The organism is Peribacillus sp. NPDC094092 (genome assembly GCF_050279365.1).
Lineage (GTDB): Bacteria > Bacillota > Bacilli > Bacillales > DSM-1321 > Peribacillus.
In genome coordinates, this window is the sequence record NZ_JBNNUC010000002.1 from 780,451 (window position 1) to 797,908 (window position 17,458).

General features: G+C 43.8%; 15 protein-coding genes and 1 other annotated feature. Of the genes, 12 read left to right on the plus strand and 3 right to left on the minus strand.

The window, feature by feature from the left end:
• Positions 1-6: 6 nt before the first annotated feature.
• The 3 genes from hemL (at position 7) to ysxE (ending at position 4,270) form a co-directional block, all read left to right on the plus strand.
• Positions 7-1,296: a glutamate-1-semialdehyde 2,1-aminomutase gene (hemL, locus tag ACQKNS_RS12765; protein ID WP_098370061.1), complete on the plus strand. Its 1,290-nt coding sequence runs from the start codon at positions 7-9 to the stop codon at positions 1,294-1,296.
• Positions 1,297-1,709: 413 nt separating this feature from the next.
• Positions 1,710-3,104 (plus strand): stage VI sporulation protein D, encoded by a 1,395-nt coding sequence (gene spoVID, locus ACQKNS_RS12770; protein ID WP_427643343.1) that lies wholly within the window; start codon positions 1,710-1,712, stop codon positions 3,102-3,104.
• A gap of 95 nt (positions 3,105-3,199) precedes the next feature.
• Positions 3,200-4,270 carry a spore coat protein YsxE gene (gene ysxE, locus ACQKNS_RS12775; protein WP_427643345.1) on the plus strand — a complete coding sequence of 357 codons (1,071 nt, stop codon included), beginning with the start codon at positions 3,200-3,202 and terminating at the stop codon, positions 4,268-4,270.
• Positions 4,271-4,326: 56 nt separating this feature from the next.
• On the opposite strand, the gene ACQKNS_RS12780 is transcribed toward ysxE, so the two are convergent.
• Positions 4,327-4,518 (minus strand): hypothetical protein, encoded by a 192-nt coding sequence (locus ACQKNS_RS12780; RefSeq protein ID WP_427643347.1) that lies wholly within the window; start codon positions 4,516-4,518, stop codon positions 4,327-4,329.
• A gap of 227 nt (positions 4,519-4,745) precedes the next feature.
• Positions 4,746-4,974 (plus strand) — a binding site (T-box leader).
• Positions 4,975-5,017: 43 nt separating this feature from the next.
• On the opposite strand from ACQKNS_RS12780, the gene ACQKNS_RS12785 reads away from it, so the two are divergent.
• Positions 5,018-7,669, plus strand: a complete 2,652-nt coding sequence (locus ACQKNS_RS12785) for a valine--tRNA ligase (RefSeq protein ID WP_427643349.1) — start codon at positions 5,018-5,020, stop codon at positions 7,667-7,669.
• A 73-nt stretch (positions 7,670-7,742) separates the two neighbouring features.
• Here the strand turns inward: ACQKNS_RS12785 and ACQKNS_RS12790 are convergent, their stop codons facing one another.
• Both ACQKNS_RS12790 and ACQKNS_RS12795 read right to left on the minus strand, forming a co-directional pair.
• Positions 7,743-8,585 carry an ATP-grasp domain-containing protein gene (locus ACQKNS_RS12790; protein ID WP_427643350.1) on the minus strand — a complete coding sequence of 281 codons (843 nt, stop codon included), beginning with the start codon at positions 8,583-8,585 and terminating at the stop codon, positions 7,743-7,745.
• Positions 8,554-9,495 carry an ATP-grasp domain-containing protein gene (locus ACQKNS_RS12795; protein ID WP_427643352.1) on the minus strand — a complete coding sequence of 314 codons (942 nt, stop codon included), beginning with the start codon at positions 9,493-9,495 and terminating at the stop codon, positions 8,554-8,556. The genes ACQKNS_RS12790 and ACQKNS_RS12795 overlap by 32 nt, the downstream gene beginning before the upstream one ends.
• Positions 9,496-9,593: 98 nt before the next feature.
• On the opposite strand from ACQKNS_RS12795, the gene ACQKNS_RS12800 reads away from it, so the two are divergent.
• The 8 genes from ACQKNS_RS12800 (at position 9,594) to mreD (ending at position 17,456) form a co-directional block, all read left to right on the plus strand.
• Positions 9,594-10,883 carry a bifunctional folylpolyglutamate synthase/dihydrofolate synthase gene (locus ACQKNS_RS12800; RefSeq protein ID WP_427643354.1) on the plus strand — a complete coding sequence of 430 codons (1,290 nt, stop codon included), beginning with the start codon at positions 9,594-9,596 and terminating at the stop codon, positions 10,881-10,883.
• A gap of 346 nt (positions 10,884-11,229) precedes the next feature.
• Positions 11,230-11,982 carry a prepilin peptidase gene (locus ACQKNS_RS12805; RefSeq protein ID WP_427643356.1) on the plus strand — a complete coding sequence of 251 codons (753 nt, stop codon included), beginning with the start codon at positions 11,230-11,232 and terminating at the stop codon, positions 11,980-11,982.
• A 307-nt stretch (positions 11,983-12,289) separates the two neighbouring features.
• Positions 12,290-13,264 (plus strand): hypothetical protein, encoded by a 975-nt coding sequence (locus ACQKNS_RS12810; RefSeq protein WP_427643357.1) that lies wholly within the window; start codon positions 12,290-12,292, stop codon positions 13,262-13,264.
• Positions 13,265-13,456: 192 nt separating this feature from the next.
• Positions 13,457-14,026 carry a Maf family protein gene (locus ACQKNS_RS12815; RefSeq protein ID WP_427643359.1) on the plus strand — a complete coding sequence of 190 codons (570 nt, stop codon included), beginning with the start codon at positions 13,457-13,459 and terminating at the stop codon, positions 14,024-14,026.
• Positions 14,027-14,090: 64 nt separating this feature from the next.
• Positions 14,091-14,765 carry a RadC family protein gene (gene radC / locus ACQKNS_RS12820; RefSeq protein ID WP_053537324.1) on the plus strand — a complete coding sequence of 225 codons (675 nt, stop codon included), beginning with the start codon at positions 14,091-14,093 and terminating at the stop codon, positions 14,763-14,765.
• A 149-nt stretch (positions 14,766-14,914) separates the two neighbouring features.
• Complete coding sequence (locus tag ACQKNS_RS12825; RefSeq protein WP_034308871.1) at positions 14,915-15,934, plus strand: rod shape-determining protein; 1,020 nt, start codon at positions 14,915-14,917, stop codon at positions 15,932-15,934.
• A gap of 134 nt (positions 15,935-16,068) precedes the next feature.
• Complete coding sequence (gene mreC, locus ACQKNS_RS12830) at positions 16,069-16,941, plus strand: rod shape-determining protein MreC (RefSeq protein ID WP_427643360.1); 873 nt, start codon at positions 16,069-16,071, stop codon at positions 16,939-16,941.
• Positions 16,938-17,456: a rod shape-determining protein MreD gene (gene mreD, locus ACQKNS_RS12835; RefSeq protein ID WP_427643362.1), complete on the plus strand. Its 519-nt coding sequence runs from the start codon at positions 16,938-16,940 to the stop codon at positions 17,454-17,456. The genes mreC and mreD overlap by 4 nt, the downstream gene beginning before the upstream one ends.
• The last annotated feature ends 2 nt before the right edge of the window (positions 17,457-17,458 follow it).

Consider the following 17,458-nt stretch of genomic DNA (forward strand, 5'->3'; position numbering starts at 1 on the left):
TGAATCATGCGGTCATATGAAAAATCGAAAAAAGCGTTTGCCGAAGCAAAAAATTTGATGCCAGGCGGCGTGAACAGCCCGGTACGTGCCTTCAAATCTGTGGATATGGATCCCATTTTCATGGAGCGTGGGAAAGGCTCAAAAATGTATGATATCGATGGAAATGAATATATCGACTATGTTCTTTCATGGGGACCGCTTATCCTGGGTCACACGAATGACCGTGTCGTGGAATCATTGAAAAAGGTAGCGGAATCAGGTACAAGCTTTGGAACTTCTACGCTGATTGAGAATGAACTGGCCAAGTTGGTCATTGAACGGGTGCCTTCGATTGAAATGATCCGGATGGTTTCTTCAGGAACCGAAGCGACGATGAGTGCACTAAGGCTGGCACGAGGCATTACAGGCCGTGATAAAATCCTGAAATTCGAAGGGTCCTATCATGGCCATGGCGATTCATTGCTAATCAAAGCGGGTTCAGGCGTTGCAACATTAGGTCTGCCGGATAGCCCGGGAGTACCGGAAGGCATTGCAAAAAATACGATTACCGTAGCATATAATGATCTTGCTGCAACCAAATATGCGTTTGAACAATTTGGCGAAGACATCGCTTGCATCATCGTAGAACCTGTTGCAGGGAACATGGGCGTGGTTCCGCCACAACCTGGTTTCCTCGAAGGCTTACGAGAAGTGACGACCCAGTACGGGGCGCTATTGATCTTTGACGAAGTTATGACAGGGTTCCGTGTCGGCTATAATTGTGCACAAGGTTATTTTGGCATCGTACCTGACCTGACGTGCCTTGGTAAAGTAATTGGCGGCGGCTTGCCTGTCGGAGCATTCGGAGGCAAGCGCGAATTCATGGAACAAATTGCCCCGAGTGGGACAATCTATCAAGCTGGGACATTGTCTGGTAACCCTCTTGCAATGACGGCCGGCCTTGAAACGCTGAGCCAATTGACTCCGGAATCCTATGATGAGTTCACCCGAAAAGGGGATATGCTCGAAAAAGGAATTGGGGAAGCAGCGGAAAAGTACGGAGTGCCACATACATTCAACCGTGCAGGTTCCATGATTGGACTTTTCTTTACTAATGAAGAAGTCATAAACTATGATACAGCTAAAACATCCGACTTAGAGTTCTTTGCTTCTTACTATAGGGAAATGGCGAATCAAGGCATCTACTTGCCGCCGTCACAGTTTGAAGGTTTATTCCTTTCCACTGCACATAGTGATGAAGATATCGAAAAGACCATTGCAGCGGCAGAAAAGGCTTTTGCCAAATTAAAAAAATGATGCAAGGCTTCATGAACTACCGCTAGATTAGATAATAATAAATTTGAACTGGCTACCATTTTTCCAAAGACTTTTGGAGAAAGGTAGCCAGTTTTTTTGAATTCAATCAGTAAATGGAAGAGACGAATCAAATGTTGAAGGCAGAATGAATTGGTAGAAGATCGGATTAATACGGAGGAAGGTAGAAATAATTGATAGAAGTCCCGAATGAAGATAGCCCGAAGCATCCCGGATTTTTCAGGTCGATTGATACTACCCAGCTTAATTTCAGCCTGAAATTGAATCTCCTTTTTTAAAAGGCTTAGGAAATATAAGGTGTATGGCAAATGAAATATTGGAATAATCAGCTTCTTTCCTTCATAGATTGATATTGGTATAGGTACCGTTTCCTGAAGCTGAAAGGAGGAGTTGTCTTGTCGCAAGAAAATGAATCGTATTTACGATTTTCTTTAGAGGAATCCGTTTGGTTCCAGAAGGGACAGGAAGTGGCTGAGCTATATTCCATTTCCCTTGATCCAAATGTGGCGATTCAAGAAAGTGATCAATATGTTTTTATACGAGGCTCGTTGGATTTAAGCGGTGAATACAAAGGCTCGCAAAATGGTGAAGAAGAGGAGTTCTCGCAGACCTTTTTGCCAAAAGCGGTTCAAAAGGTAGAGAGGCACCTCGATGGACTTAATGAGTTCACACACCGTTTTCCGGTTGATATAACGATTCCGAATAATCGGATTGCCTCATTGGATGAGGTCGATGTCTCGATTCAAAGCTTTGATTATGCCATGCCAGAGCATAACTGTTTGAAATTGCAGGCGGACCTTTTGATAACCGGAATCTATAATGATTCATATGTGGAAGAACGTTTCGATACCGAGCAGGAAGTTGGGGAAACAGAGGAACAGGAAGAAACGGATGGGGAAAATGAATCCTATATCCCATATGCCGCTGCAGTGCCGCCAATCCCGGATTTTCAGCCTGTTTTCCGTGATGAGGAGGAAGAAGAGTTATACGCGCCTTTTTCTGCAGAATCCAAACGAGTTTCTGAAGCAAACGAAGAGGAAGAAGAGGAACCGATTTATTTAAGCGACCAGCATAATGCCCCGGTTTTTGAAATGCCCGTTTCACCATATCCTGAAGAGGAGGAGTGGGAAACGGAAGTGCATAGAGAGGAAGAAGCTGTAGAGGAAGAGGTAATTGGCGATCCGCCTGACTCCACGGAAAAGGTACCTTCAATGGGTGAGGCGAAACTGGAGGAAGTACCAAGCAAGCAGGATTCCATGGAGATTCCTAAGGTGACATTGAGAGAAGAAGTAGTAGAAGAGCCAAATCATGCAACCAAGCATCAAAATGGCCCGGTTTCAAATTTAGAAACCGAGGATGTCATCAGGCAGGGAGAAGATGACGTTGCAGCGGGTCCGATCCTTAATGAGAATGTGAAGGTGGAGCAGGAAGAAGAATCCAATTCGTCCATTAGCGATCTATTCAAAAAGAGGGAAAGACCAGCACCTCCGGCTAAGGAGGGTAAGAATTTCAAAGGCAGGAAACAAGCCGCGGAACGTGATGATAAAGAAACGGCCGATCATGATGAAAAGCAGCCATCCATCATGGATTTATTCGGACGGAAACAAGAAGAAGAACTGGTAAGGATGAAGGTTTGCATTGTTCAGCAAGGGGAAACGCTTGATGATTTGGCTCAACGATATGATGTTACGGTTCAATCGATACTTTTCAGCAATGAATTGGAGTCGAATCAGAACGTCCATGAAGGGCAAGTCATCTATATACCGAAGGCGGTTGCATATAAGAATTGACCAGGACAGAGAGCAGAGCATATGGTCTGCTCCTGTTTTTTAGGTGCCAGAGGAATCGGATCGTTTAGTTTTTTTAGAGAAAGTGAGTGAGTCTCGTGAGGGAAAACGAGAATCAGCAGCCTGCCATTCGGGATCTGGACACGGAGACCGTATTGAAGGAATATGCCATGTATGTACAATATATTGAGGACTTCGGGCGTGTAAAAAAAGTATACAGTGATCGCGGTACATTTGCCTTGAAATCCATGTTACCGCAGAACGGCATTGATTTTATCAAGAATGTTCAAAAATTGTACCATCGCGGCTATAACCGGATCGTTCCCATTTATCAAACGATGGATCAGCGGTACGCCGTTCTCCATAATGGACGTTTGTATTACCTGATGCCCTGGCTCAATAATGAAAGGGACGGGGAGCGCGATGAGAAACATAAGCAAATGTTCAGGGAGCTCGCTCGGATGCATACACTTTCCGTTAAGGAAATACAAGTGGATATCGAGGAACGAGAAGCCCATTATGAGCGGACGCTTGATACCTGGAATAACGAGAAGGACTTTATCGATGAGTATATTGTCAGCTGTGAAAAGAAGTGGTATATGTCTCCATTCGAACTGACGGTTTGTTCTTTCTACACGGATATTTCACAGGCACTGAAATACTCGATCAAGAAGTTTGAAACCTGGTATGAAAAAACGAAGGATAGTGAAAAGGTTCGAACCGTGGTCACGCACGGAAAGGTTTCCATGAAGCATTTCGTTTATGATGAGCGAGGTTATGGCTACTTCATCAATTTTGAGAATTCGAATACGGCTCCGCCGCATTTCGATTTACTGCCATTTCTCGTTAAATCGGCCAGGACCTATCCTGTCAAATGCGATGACTGCGTTGACTGGCTATATAACTATTTTCGTTATTTTCCGTTGAAAGAAGAAGAATTGCTGCTCATGCAAAGTTATCTGGCATTCCCTGGGTCAGCTTTGGAATTGGTGAAGGGTTACTCCGATGGCAGGGGCCATCGTTCAGAGCTTGATAATGTTACACAACTGCAGCGGCAATATTGGCTTTTGAAAAATATTGAATACATGGTGATGAAAATCGAAGAAATCGAACAGCAGAAAAAGGCTGCTGCCGAGGCTGCCAAAGCAGAACAATCACCCCCAAGCTAAATATACATGATTGGATCATCTCCAGTCATGTATATTTTTTTGCTGTAAGGGAATACTTAAATCCAGTCGAAATACAAAGACATGGCTAGGAAAATAAAGGCGATTAGCAGGAGCATATCGAAGAAAGTCGGGAAAATCAGCGTACGTAATCCTTGGAACACGATAAAGGGGACGATGAACTGCTGGCAGACACCGCGGATTTTCTTCACCCAAGGCGGTAAAGTGTAGGGAGAATATCTTCGCTTCATATTATTACCTTCCTTTTTAGGACTTCTTATATTCTATGGGTGGGCAGCGGAAAAGGTGAAACAGCCGTCACATTCACTGTTCCTTGAGGATAAAATAAAGAAAATGAACTTGAATGGCATCAAATGGGATGATTCCTGAGAAAGTAAGCGAAAAGATGATTGACTGGGGCCCCATGTTTTTTGTACTATATACTATATGCATTCAATGATTTTACATATGAATATAAATCAATGCAAAGACCGGAAATAGTAAGATGAAATGCACTTTTCAGAGAGGAAACCAAATTGGTGCGAGGTTTCCAGGCAGCAGCATCCGAAGTCGTCCGCGAGCAGTCTTCGTGAACCTCTTAGTAGCGAAGGCCGGTGAAGAGCCGTTATCCGATTTGAGAGCCGAAAGAGATTGTTATCTTTTTCGGAAAAAAGGTGGCACCGCGAACAACTTCCTTCGTCCTTTTGTGATGATGGAAGTTTTTTTTATGCCCTAAAAGGAGGAAATGATATGGAAGAGAACCAAATTTCTATGCCGACTAAATATGATCCGCAGACGATAGAGAAAGGCCGCTACAAATGGTGGATTGACGGAAAGTTTTTCGAAACGACTGGTGACGATAAAAAAGAACCATATACGATTGTCATCCCGCCGCCTAACGTGACAGGTAAGCTTCATCTTGGCCACGCTTGGGATACGACGCTTCAAGATATATTGACGCGGATGAAGAGGATGCAAGGCTATGACGTTTTATGGTTGCCTGGCATGGACCATGCCGGTATCGCCACTCAAGCGAAAGTGGAACAGAAGCTTCGTGCGGAAGGCGTGAGCCGTTATGACCTTGGACGTGAAAAATTCGTCGAAGAGACATGGAAATGGAAAGAGGAATATGCGAGCCATATCCGTGAACAATGGTCAAAGCTCGGTCTTGGACTTGATTATACACGTGAACGCTTCACTCTTGATGAAGGGCTTTCAAAAGCTGTGCGCGAAGTATTCGTTTCGCTTTATAACAAGGGCTTGATTTATCGCGGCGAATATATCATCAACTGGGATCCATCCACGAAAACGGCGTTATCCGATATTGAGGTTATTTACAAAGATGTGCAGGGCGCATTTTACCATATGAAATATCCGTTGGTTGACGGATCAGGTGAAATTGAAATTGCCACCACCCGTCCAGAAACAATGCTTGGCGATACGGCCGTTGCTGTACACCCTGAAGATGATCGTTATAAACACTTGATCGGAAAAATGGTCCGCTTGCCAATCACAGGCCGTGAAATCCCGATTGTCGGTGATGATTATGTCGATATGGAATTCGGTTCAGGCGCGGTCAAAATCACTCCGGCTCATGATCCGAATGACTTTGAAATCGGGAACCGTCACGATTTGGAGCGCATCCTTGTCATGCATGAAGATGGCTCGATGAATGAAAAGGCTGGAAAATATGAAGGCATGGACCGCTTTGAATGCCGGAAACAAATCGTTAAGGACCTTCAGGAAGAAGGAGTACTTTTCAAAATCGAAGATCACCTTCACTCAGTAGGGCATTCAGAGAGAAGCGGTGCTGTTGTTGAACCATATCTTTCGACCCAATGGTTCGTTAAAATGCAGCCGTTGGCTGATGCATCTGTTGAGCTTCAAAAGGGAACCGATGAGGAAAAAGTTCATTTCGTACCGGACCGTTTCGAAAAAACGTACCTGCATTGGATGGAAAATATCCGTGACTGGTGCATTTCCCGTCAGCTTTGGTGGGGTCACCGCATTCCTGCATGGTACCATAAAGAAACGGGTGAAGTGTATGTAGGTCACGAAGAGCCTGCGGACGCTGAAAACTGGGAACAAGATACAGATGTTCTGGATACATGGTTCAGCTCGGCATTATGGCCGTTCTCGACTATGGGCTGGCCTGACAAGGACAGTGTCGATTTCCAACGCTACTATCCAACCGGCGCGCTTGTGACAGGCTATGATATCATTTTCTTCTGGGTATCGAGGATGATTTTCCAAGCACTTGAGTTCACGGGCGAACGTCCATTTGAAGACGTGCTGATCCACGGACTGGTTCGTGACGAACAAGGGCGCAAGATGAGTAAATCGCTTGGAAATGGTGTCGATCCGATGGATGTCATCGATCAATACGGTGCCGATTCCCTGCGCTACTTCTTATCCACGGGCAGCTCGCCAGGCCAGGACCTTCGTTATAGCACGGAAAAAGTGGAAGCGGTTTGGAACTTCTCCAATAAGATTTGGAACGCATCCCGTTTTGCTTTGATGAACATGAATGGCATGACTTATGACGAAATCGATTTAAGCGGTGAGAAGTCTGTAGCCGATAAATGGATCTTGACGCGTTTGAATGAAACGATTTCAAACGTAACCAGACTTGCGGACCGTTATGAGTTCGGTGAAGTGGGCCGTGTGCTTTACAACTTCATTTGGGATGATTTCTGTGACTGGTATATTGAAATGGCGAAGCTTCCGCTATATGGCGAAGACGAAGCAGCTAAGAAAACGACGCGCTCGATCTTGGCTTATGTACTGGATAACACGATGAGATTGTTACATCCGTTCATGCCTTTCATCACCGAAGAAATCTGGCAGAACCTACCGCATCAAGGTGAGTCCATCACTGTTGCCGCTTGGCCGGAAGTGTATGAAGGGTTGACGGATACAGCTGCAGCCGAGGAAATGAAGCTGCTTGTTGAAATCATCCGCGCCGTCCGTAATATCCGTGCTGAGGTGAACACACCGCTAAGCAAAAAAATCAATTTGATCTTAAAAGCGAAAGATGAGTCCATCCTAGGGACATTAAAGAAAAACAGCAGCTATATCGAGCGTTTCTGTAATCCTGAACAATTGACGATCGGAATCGAAGTCGAAGAACCTGCTCAAGCCATGACAGCTGTCGTAACTGGTGTAGAGCTAATCCTTCCGCTTACAGGACTGATCAATATTGACGAAGAAGTGAAACGTCTTGAAAAAGAACTCGACAAACTTAATAAAGAAGTTGAGCGCGTACAGAAAAAATTGGGCAACGAGGGCTTCGTTAAAAAGGCGCCTGCAAGCGTCATCGAAGAAGAGCGTGCCAAGGAAAAAGACTATAGCGAAAAACGTGACTCCGTAATCCACAGGATCAGCGAACTGAAACAACTGTAAAACAAAAGGATGAACCAGCTTGAAGCCGGTTCATCCTTTTTGTGTGTAATCGCTATTCAAGAAAAATACTCAGTTAGGACGATATTCTTCCTTTTATGAATGTAAGGTACTCCCGTACGATATTCATATCACTTAGTGCACTTAATGTCCGGCTGCCGACGACATCCTCGATTTCGTTGAGCATGGGGCTGCCATCTTCCGCATATATGAAATCGATACCGGCCAGGCCAAAATCAAACGACTCCACTACTCTTTCAACAAGGGCTAATTCAGAAGCAGTCAGCTCATATAGAGAAGCAGATCCTCCCAGTGTATAGTTTGCCTTGAAACTGGATGCGGATTCCCTAAGTACAGCAGCCTTCACTTGTTTCCCAATCACGAAGACGCGGATATCCCTTCCGAATAAGCCTGGTTTTTGAACGATCCAGTTTCCATCATTCAGTTCGGCAAGATCATCGGCATGCTCGATTAAATATACTTGTTTCCCGCCGCGGCCATGTGTTTCTTTAGCAATGAAAGGGAACTCCATGTCATCGGCACTCGGCCTTCCGTTACAATATACGGTATCTGCCATTGGAATCCCCAGTGAGGACAAATATTGATGCGTCTTTGCTTTGTCGTTCGCGATTTCCGATACGAAGGAGGAGTTGAAGCAAGCAATCCCCAGTTGCTCAAGTTGCTTTGTAAAAAAAGGGTCGATGGTCCGGACGATGGCAAAGTCCGGCAATGAAATGGGCTTTGTCCCATGTTCCACATACAACTCGTTGAAACGATGGCCGATTCTAAGGTCTTCCCGAAAGTGAAAGTGTAAATCAAGGTCAAGCTTACTTGCTTCGTCAAGCATCCAATCTATGTATCCCTTATTTTTCAAGGCATCCTCACGGTTATAAATCAACCAGCCTGTTTGGTTTTTCATCAGATGCACTTCCTTTTCCTAATTCTTTCAAGATATAATCGAACATGCTATCAGCGATGTTGATGCCTGTACATTCATAAATATTCAATAAATGCGAATTCGAATTCACTTCGCACAAAAGCGGACCTTCTTCACCGAACAACAAATCGACGCCAGCGAAGTCGGCACCGAGAATCTGCGCACATCGGATGGCAAGATGTGCTTCTTCACTAGTGGGCGTATATGGTGCAGCCTGCCCCCCGGCCGTCATATTAGCTCGGAAGTCTTGCTCGGAATGGCGTTGCATCGCTGCTATGACTTGATCGCCCACGACATTCACACGAATATCACGACCTTTGCTGTGCTCGATGAATTCCTGGAGTATAAATGGTTTGTGGCCAAGATTGCGGATCGTCTTCAGTAACTCATCCTCTGTTTGGATTAAATATACTTGCTCCCCAAAAGATCCGTATGCTTCCTTAACGATAAGGGGATACCCAAGTTCATTGCCGATTTGCATGAAAGCATCCATATGGACCCTTTCAATCCCTTCATACGTAAAAGGGGGAAATATGGTTTTCGGCATCGGTATGCCATAACCGGTCAATGCTTGATGTGTTTTGGCTTTGCTGTCGCAAATATCGATTGCTGTACTGCTGTTATATACTGGAATGCCCAGCAATTCCAAATGGCGCGCCAAATGAATGTCTTTATCCATGAACAGGACAAAATCAGGCAGCTTATCAAAGGCACCTTTTAGCAGTGGCACTCCTTTTTCGATTAAGGGAATGAGATCTGAATTGCGGATAAGGGTTGCCATGATACCTTTCCTTTCAGCAGCCTCTTTAATGAACAAAGCCAAACTCGAAAACTTATCATGCTGTAAATAGCCATTAACGACAATCCAACAGTGGAAATCTGAAGGTTTCATGGTAAAACACTACCTTTCATCTAGGTTAATCGTTCATATATTGATAAAATAATCTTAACGCATAAGAGCGGTATAAAGAAAGAGGAGGCTCAACGATAATGGTTACAACCATGAAAGAAATCAATCATTTTTTTGAAAGGCGCCAAGTTCAATTGGGCATGAATTTCGGCCTATCAAGGATGGAAGCATTGTTAACTGAATTAGGTGACCCGCACAAGCTGCTGAAATATATTCACATTGCAGGATCCAACGGGAAAGGATCAACACTGCAATATATTAAAGAAATCTTGCTTGCCCAAGGCATTCGGGTCGCTTCCTTCACTTCGCCTTATTTAATACGGATGAATGAGCAGCTGAAGATAAATGAGGATGAAATCGATGATAAGGATTTTATTGCTGTCTTCCGGGAGCTTTGGCCGATCATTCAAGAGATGGACACTAAGGGGAATGGTCCCACCCAGTTCGAAATTTTGACTGCGATGGCATTCTCTTATTTTAGCAAAAAGGAAGTGGATTTGGTTTTGATGGAAACCGGTTTGGGAGGCAGGCTCGATACAACGAATGTCATCCAGCCGTTTCTTTCGATCATTACCTCGATTTCTTTGGAACATACGAACATCCTGGGAAACACACTTGGGGAAATTGCTTTTGAGAAGGCGGGCATCATTAAAAGCGGGGCACCTGTCATCAGCGGAGTCACAGCCGGGGAACCAGCAAAAGTAATTGAAGAAAAAGCGTCGTCATTAGGCGTGCCGTATTACCAATTAGGCAAAGACTTTCATGTAGGCAAAATAAAGCAAAGTGAACGAGGGCAAAGTTTCTCCTTTTCGCTTTCAGACAGGTCCATCGAAAATGTGGAAATGCGGATGTTAGGCCGCCATCAAATGGAGAATGCGGCACTGGCCATCGCTGCTGTCACATTAGGAATGGAAAATATCGATGAAAAAAGCATACTTAAAGGAATAGGGGAAGCGAAATGGGATGGCCGCTTTGAAAAAATATCGGATGAGCCATTGGTGATCATAGATGGTGCTCATAATCCTGCCGGCATCGAGGTACTGAAGGAAACGCTTAAAGTGCATTACCCCGACTATAAGTACCGATTTGTATTCAGTTCATTTAAGGATAAAAACTATTCCGAGATGCTTCATGGACTGGAAACGGAAGCGTTGGAAATCATCATTACCGAATTCGACCATGAACGGGCGGCGGATGCGAAAACACTTTATGCAAAGTGCAGTCATCCAAATAAAAGTATAAACACGGATTGGCAGGCGGCAATAACGGAGGGAAGAAGGAAAACAGGAGGAAAAGAGATTCTTGTCATCACAGGTTCCCTTCATTTCCTTTCACTTGTGAGGGAGTTCCTAATCAGAGAAGATGCCTAAAGGGATGTGCCTTTATCGGCGGACTAATTAATTTTATCGAATGCAACGTTCAAATTGCACAAACGCCTAAAATTTAGGAAAGGGGCCTGCGTTCCTTTTCCATGTAAACAGAGTCCCTTGAAAAGAAAAAACTCTAATAGAGGGATTGATAACAAATCACCAAGTATATTTGTTAAAATATGTTTATATATTGATTCTATATGACTGATGAATAGTAGGATCTACTTAATAAAATAACGGGGGGAATGATAGTCATGAAGAACCGAAGTGATTATTACATAGCGGAAGGGACTTTTATATCAGGGTTGCAAAGAAAGGCAATCGAATCCTCATACACTATGTATAAATGATGGTTATCCATATCTATCTCTTTGTTTTGGGCTTAATTTTAGGCTCCTTCTTCAACGTTGTCGGTTTAAGTGTTCCGGCTGGTCATTCATTTGCGAATCGTCGCTCCGCCTGTCCTTCTTGCGGGCGTACATTGACATTCCTCGAGTTGATGCCGGTTATTTCTTATATGTTGCAAGAAGGGAAATGCCGTGGCTGTAAAACAAGGATTTCACCCCTTTATCCGGCAGTGGAAATGCTGACCGGTGTTTTATTTACCTTTGCCCCCATATTCCTTGGCTGGTCGTATGAACTCTTGATTGGCTGGACATTGATTTCATTATTTATGATCATCTTCGTGACGGATGTCGTCTATATGCTCATACCTGATAAAATCCTGCTTTTCTTTACGGTGATTTTTATCGTTCTAAGAGTCCCATTTCCGCTGTCGCCCTGGTGGGATTCAATTGTCGGGGCAGCGGTTGGCTTTAGCCTGCTGTTATTGATCGCTGTCGTGAGCAAGGGTGGCATGGGCGGCGGTGATATAAAACTATTTGCAGTGATTGGCTTTGTATTGGGAATGAAGATGGTGCTATTATCGTTTCTTTTTGCTTGTTTTTATGGGGCATTCCTTGGCATCATCGGATTGCTGACCGGAATCCTAAAAAAGAAAACACTTATTCCTTTCGGACCGTATATCGTTTTTGGGACATTGACTGCTTATTTTTGGGGGGATTCCCTTTTACATTGGTATGTAACTTTTTTAAGATGAGCTTAAAGGGCCATCCTGATGCAAGAGGAATTTGTCAAAAATCACCTGGACAATAGCGAAGTAGGGAACTATCCCCAAATGGCTGCAAGTGAAGATGACATGAAAGAGGAATGTATGTAATTGGTGAGAGACGATAGTGAGTGGTTCATGAACCAGAAGTACCGGTATCTGGAATTCCTGTTTGGTTACCCATATATGAATAGGGAAATTTGACGAAACCTATTAATGACAAGACGACAAAAGTCTTGTTATTTTTTTTTACCTCTATGTTAGGATGAACAAAATGATTTGGAGGGGAGGAAAAAAATTGGGCAAGCCGGAACAAAGCAAGGGTGTAACGATTAAAATAAATGGGGAAGAAAAAGTATTTCCAGATAAAAAGATTGAAAGTCAAGAGGCGGCGGGCAAGGAGAACGAACAGGAACACACAGATGAGAGTTTCGAATGGATACTCCCTGAAGATTCAATCGAAAACAAAATCGTATTGGTTCCGTCACCGCCGAAGAAGAAACTGCCGAAGTTCATCGGGTTTGGCACCAGTTCGCTGAAAAGCTCGGATAAAAGACCGTTCAAGACATTCATGATCGCTGTCATTTGTGCCGTTTTTTTTGGGTCGATTCTCGGCTTGATCGCCGTTAAAACGATCACAAAGGAAAAAGCCGAAGTATCTTCGGTCGAGACCCCGATTCCAACGGAAGCCACTGTGGAGGATAAGAAAGCGGCAGTGACTGAACCAGGAAACCAGCTGAAGACATTCCTTGTACAGGGGGGAGTATTCAGTAGCGAGGATGCAGCAAGGCAAATACAAAAGAAAATCATTGAAAAGCAGGTTCCCGCTGAAATTTTCAAATTGGAAGACAGCTATTATCTATTCTTGGGATCGGCAGAGAGTCTAGCTGCAAGTAAAGAGCTGGCCTTGTTTTTAAAGTCCTATGATGTGGACGTATTTTGGAAGGAAATCAATTTAGAAGCGGCTGGGACAAGCCAGGAAGATGAGAAAACCCTCGAAAAGATGAAAGCAGTTTATGCTTCGTTGGCAGAAACATCAGCAACAAAGCTTCGTGGAAAGGAAGGGACCGTAAACGAAGAAACCTTGAAAAAAAACATGGATGAACTGAAGGCGGTTAAATTATCGCCGGAGTTCTCGAAAATGAACGATGACCTGACTGCTGCCGCTAAGTCGATTGACGAATATGAGACTTCCAAAAATGAAGAAAAGCTTTTCCAGGCTCAAGAAAGTCTGCTTGATTTTTTATTGAATTTCCAAAACTTATCGAGTTAAGGAAAGAAAAAAGGGGGGCTGCCTAATAGGACAAGCTCCCCAATATGAAACCATCTATGACACCTTTTTTATTTTCCGGGAAATACTTACAGGCATTTGTCGATTCCTAGTAAACAATAATTGTGGATTGCAACATTATTTGATAGGATAGATATTGTATCTCCCTATGTAAAGAAAGGTGACTTTTATATTATGCAGCCATTGATTTTAGCTTCTTCATCACCACGTCGTAAAGAACTTCTACAATTTCTTCAAATCCCCTTTGAAAGCATGAATTCCAATGTCGATGAAAGTATTGATGAAAACATGTGTCCTGATGCAGCGGTGAAAGAACTTGCCTCCCGTAAGGCGGAAGCCATCGCAGCAAAGTTTCAGGAAAGCTGGGTGATCGGCTCGGATACCGTTGTTGTCCTTGATGGTGAGATATTGGGTAAGCCGACAAGCCGGGCGGATGGAAAAAGGATGCTGAAAATGTTATCTGGACGGACACATGAAGTATACACAGGTGTTGCCATCCTATTCGGCAAGAATCGCAGAGTATTCGCAGAAAAAACGGAAGTGACATTTTGGGAGCTGCCAGAAGCTGAAATCGAACGTTATCTGGATAGCGGGGAACCCTTTGACAAAGCTGGCGGCTATGGGATTCAAGGATACGGATCTCTTCTTGTCGAACAAATCAAAGGGGACTATTTCTCAGTCGTCGGGCTTCCGGTCTCAAGACTGGCCCGGGAACTTAAAGCGATGCAGGAAGAGTTAGGATAAGATAAGAAGATTTCGTCTGGCATCTTCCCTTTTCCAAGGAAGGGTTGGTCTTTTGAGCGAAAAAATGTTAATACGGGATTACCCGAAAGAAGAGCGGCCCCGCGAAAGGTTTCTCCAGGACGGGCCGCAAAGTCTCTCCAATCAGGAATTGCTTGCTTTGTTACTCAGGACGGGGTCAAGGGAGGAGTCAGTCCTGCAACTATCCGGCAGGCTCATCAATTCCTTCAAGGGCCTGCGCTTGCTAAAGGAAGCCTCTGTGGAAGAACTGACCGTGATCAAAGGGATTGGTGAAGCAAAAGCGATTCAAATCCTGGCCTCTGTCGAACTTGGCAGGAGAATTAACAATTTGAATGATCAAGACCGTTATGTGATTCGATCTCCCGAGGATGGAGCCAATTATTGCATGGAAGAAATGCGGTTTCTATCACAGGAACATTTCGTCTGTCTCTATTTAAATACGAAAAATCAAGTGCTTCAAAAAACCACGGTATTCATCGGCAGCCTCAATGCCTCGATCGTGCATCCGCGCGAGGTCTTTAAAGAGGCTTTCAAAAGGTCCGCCGCCTCTATCATCTGTCTTCATAACCACCCCTCCGGAGACCCCTCTCCCAGCAGAGAAGATATCGAAGTGACGAAAAGGTTAGTCGAATGTGGTAAAATAATCGGGATTGAAGTATTGGACCACATCATCATCGGGGAACATAAATATGTTAGTTTGAAGGAAAAAGGTTATTTATGACACTATCAAAATTTTTGACGATACGATATAATATTGTTTATGATTTTTAAAAGAGGAAACTTTTTCAAAGGGTCTTATTGTCAAAAAACGACAAATTATTATTTGAACTTATAAAAAGGCATTTTTGTTTACGAAAGGGAGATACCATAATGTTTGGAATTGGCGCTAGAGATATAGGGATTGATTTAGGAACGGCGAATACGCTTGTTTATGTGAAAGGAAAAGGTATCGCGGTACGTGAACCATCGGTTGTGGCTGTGCAAACAGATACAAAGCAAATCGTTGCAGTCGGAAACGATGCGAAAAACATGATCGGCCGTACACCTGGTAACGTGGTTGCCCTTCGCCCGATGAAGGATGGAGTCATTGCCGATTATGAAACGACGGCTACCATGATGAAGTACTATATGAAGGAAGCTCAAAAGAAGGGCGTATTCGGCAACAAGCCATATGTCATGATTTGTGTGCCTTCTGGAATTACGGCAGTTGAGCAGCGTGCAGTCATCGATGCAGCCAGACAAGCTGGAGCCCGTGACGCATATCCTATCGAAGAACCGTTTGCAGCAGCGATCGGTGCGGACCTTCCGGTTTGGGAGCCTACAGGAAGCATGGTCGTTGATATCGGCGGAGGAACGACGGAGGTGGCAATCATTTCCCTTGGCGGAATCGTTACAAGCCAATCGATCCGCATTGCCGGTGACGAAATGGATGATGCCATCATCGTTTACATCCGTAAGAACTACAATTTGATGATCGGTGAGCGTACTGCTGAAGCGATCAAAATGGAAATTGGTTCTGCTGGAGATACGGAAGGCGTAGAAAACATGGAAATTCGCGGCCGTGACCTATTGACTGGATTACCGAAAACGATCGAAATCACAGCTGAGGAAATATCCAAAGCATTAAGCGACACAGTTTCTGCTATTGTGGATTCCGTGAAAAACACTTTAGAGAAAACACCACCTGAATTGGCCGCTGACATCATGGACAGAGGCATTGTATTGACAGGCGGGGGTGCTTTGCTGCGCAATTTGGATAAAGTCATCAGTGAAGAAACGCAAATGCCGGTGATCATTGCTGAAAATCCACTGGATTGTGTTGCAATTGGAACGGGGAAAGCGCTGGACCACATTCATTTATTCAAGACTAAATCAAGAGATTCGCGATAAGCATTACTTCTCAAATAGGGCCGGCTCAACAAAAGGTGCAATTTTGAGCCGGTTTTCTTATGCTTTGCTGTTTAATTAAATCCATAGTGTAATTTTAAAACCATAGAGTAAATTTTAGATAGAGGTGTATCACCATGCCACAGTTTTTTAATAAAAAACTCCTTCTCTTGCTCGTTAGTATTATCGTTCTCGTGGCATTGATCGGTTTTTCATTAAGGGAGAGAGAAGAGTTGACTTGGCCGGAGCAATTCCTGAAAGATACGACAGGCTGGGTAGGAAATGTGTTTAATAAGCCAGTATCGGGTATAACAGGTTTTGTAGGGGGCTTAAAAGACCTTCAACATACATACGATGAAAACAAAAAATTGAAAGCCCGCTTGGATGAATATGTATTATTGAAAACGCAAGTCCAAGATTTAAAGGAAGAAAATGAAGAACTTCGCGATAACCTCAAAAAAGAAGATGACCTGCGGAAGTATTCGCCAACTCAGGCGACGGTCATTGGACGTAATCCCGACCGCTGGCATGAAATGCTGACGATCAATAAAGGGCAGCGTAATGGGGTAGAAAAAAACATGGCAGTCATCACGTCCAATGGGTTAGTCGGTAAGGTGAAATCAGCGACGGATTTCACGGCCTCGGTTCAACTTTTAAGTTCGATCGATAAAGCCAACCGTGTCTCAGCCATCGTTCAAGGCGATGATAAAGCATATGGCTTGATTGAAGGATTCGATGATAAAAAGAACCTTTTGCTGATGAAACGGATTCCATATGATAAAAAGATCAAGAAAAATTCATTGGTCATCACATCCGGTTATGGAGGGATTTTTCCGAAAGGCCTGCTGATCGGGAAAGTTGTCGATGTCAAAGTGGATCAATATGGATTGAACCAGACCGCATATATTGAACCTTCGACGGATTTTTATGATATTAATAATGTTATGGTCGTTCAGCGCGAAGTGGACGGTGCACCGAAAGAAAGTGAAGGGGAGGATGAAGCTGAGTGAGATATTTCATCCTTTCTTTTATAGCCTTGGTTTTTTTTGTTTTTGAAAGCATCTTCGCCCAGATGTTCGCTGGAGATGCATTCGGGGCCGATAAAATTGTCGTGCCCCATTTCATGATGATATTCGTTTTTTTCCTGACCATGTACGGGTCCAGGAAAATGGGTATGCTTTATGGGGCTATTCTAGGGTTAACTTATGATGTTGTATATACGGAAATCCTTGGGATTTACATGTTCCTGCTGCCTTTTCTTGCCTACTTGATATCGAAAAGCATGAAAATCCTGCAAAATAATATATTGGTTGCCTGCCTTACTGCACTTGTATTCACGGCAATTTTAGAGGTTGTCATCTTTCAGATGAATATCATCCTATCTTTTGCAGATATGGGATTTGGTGAATTTGCGGAACGGAGATTGATTCCGACGTTATTATTGAATCTAGCGTTCATTATCATCAGCTGCTATCCTTTAAAGAGAATGATTGAAAAGCTTGATTTGCAAAGAGAAACGGAATAACA

What these genes read in the sequence shown, in the direction of transcription:
- hemL (WP_098370061.1), top strand. Translation starts at nt 7, where the DNA reads ATGCGGTCATATGAAAAATCGAAAAAAGCGTTTGCCGAAGCAAAAAAT.
- ACQKNS_RS12780 (WP_427643347.1), bottom strand. Translation starts at nt 4,518, where the DNA reads ATGAAGCGAAGATATTCTCCCTACACTTTACCGCCTTGGGTGAAGAAA.
- ACQKNS_RS12785 (WP_427643349.1), top strand. Translation starts at nt 5,018, where the DNA reads ATGGAAGAGAACCAAATTTCTATGCCGACTAAATATGATCCGCAGACG.
- ACQKNS_RS12790 (WP_427643350.1), bottom strand. Translation starts at nt 8,585, where the DNA reads ATGAAAAACCAAACAGGCTGGTTGATTTATAACCGTGAGGATGCCTTG.
- ACQKNS_RS12795 (WP_427643352.1), bottom strand. Translation starts at nt 9,495, where the DNA reads ATGAAACCTTCAGATTTCCACTGTTGGATTGTCGTTAATGGCTATTTA.
- ACQKNS_RS12800 (WP_427643354.1), top strand. Translation starts at nt 9,594, where the DNA reads ATGGTTACAACCATGAAAGAAATCAATCATTTTTTTGAAAGGCGCCAA.
- ACQKNS_RS12805 (WP_427643356.1), top strand. Translation starts at nt 11,230, where the DNA reads ATGATGGTTATCCATATCTATCTCTTTGTTTTGGGCTTAATTTTAGGC.
- ACQKNS_RS12815 (WP_427643359.1), top strand. Translation starts at nt 13,457, where the DNA reads ATGCAGCCATTGATTTTAGCTTCTTCATCACCACGTCGTAAAGAACTT.
- radC (WP_053537324.1), top strand. Translation starts at nt 14,091, where the DNA reads ATGTTAATACGGGATTACCCGAAAGAAGAGCGGCCCCGCGAAAGGTTT.
- ACQKNS_RS12825 (WP_034308871.1), top strand. Translation starts at nt 14,915, where the DNA reads ATGTTTGGAATTGGCGCTAGAGATATAGGGATTGATTTAGGAACGGCG.
- mreC (WP_427643360.1), top strand. Translation starts at nt 16,069, where the DNA reads ATGCCACAGTTTTTTAATAAAAAACTCCTTCTCTTGCTCGTTAGTATT.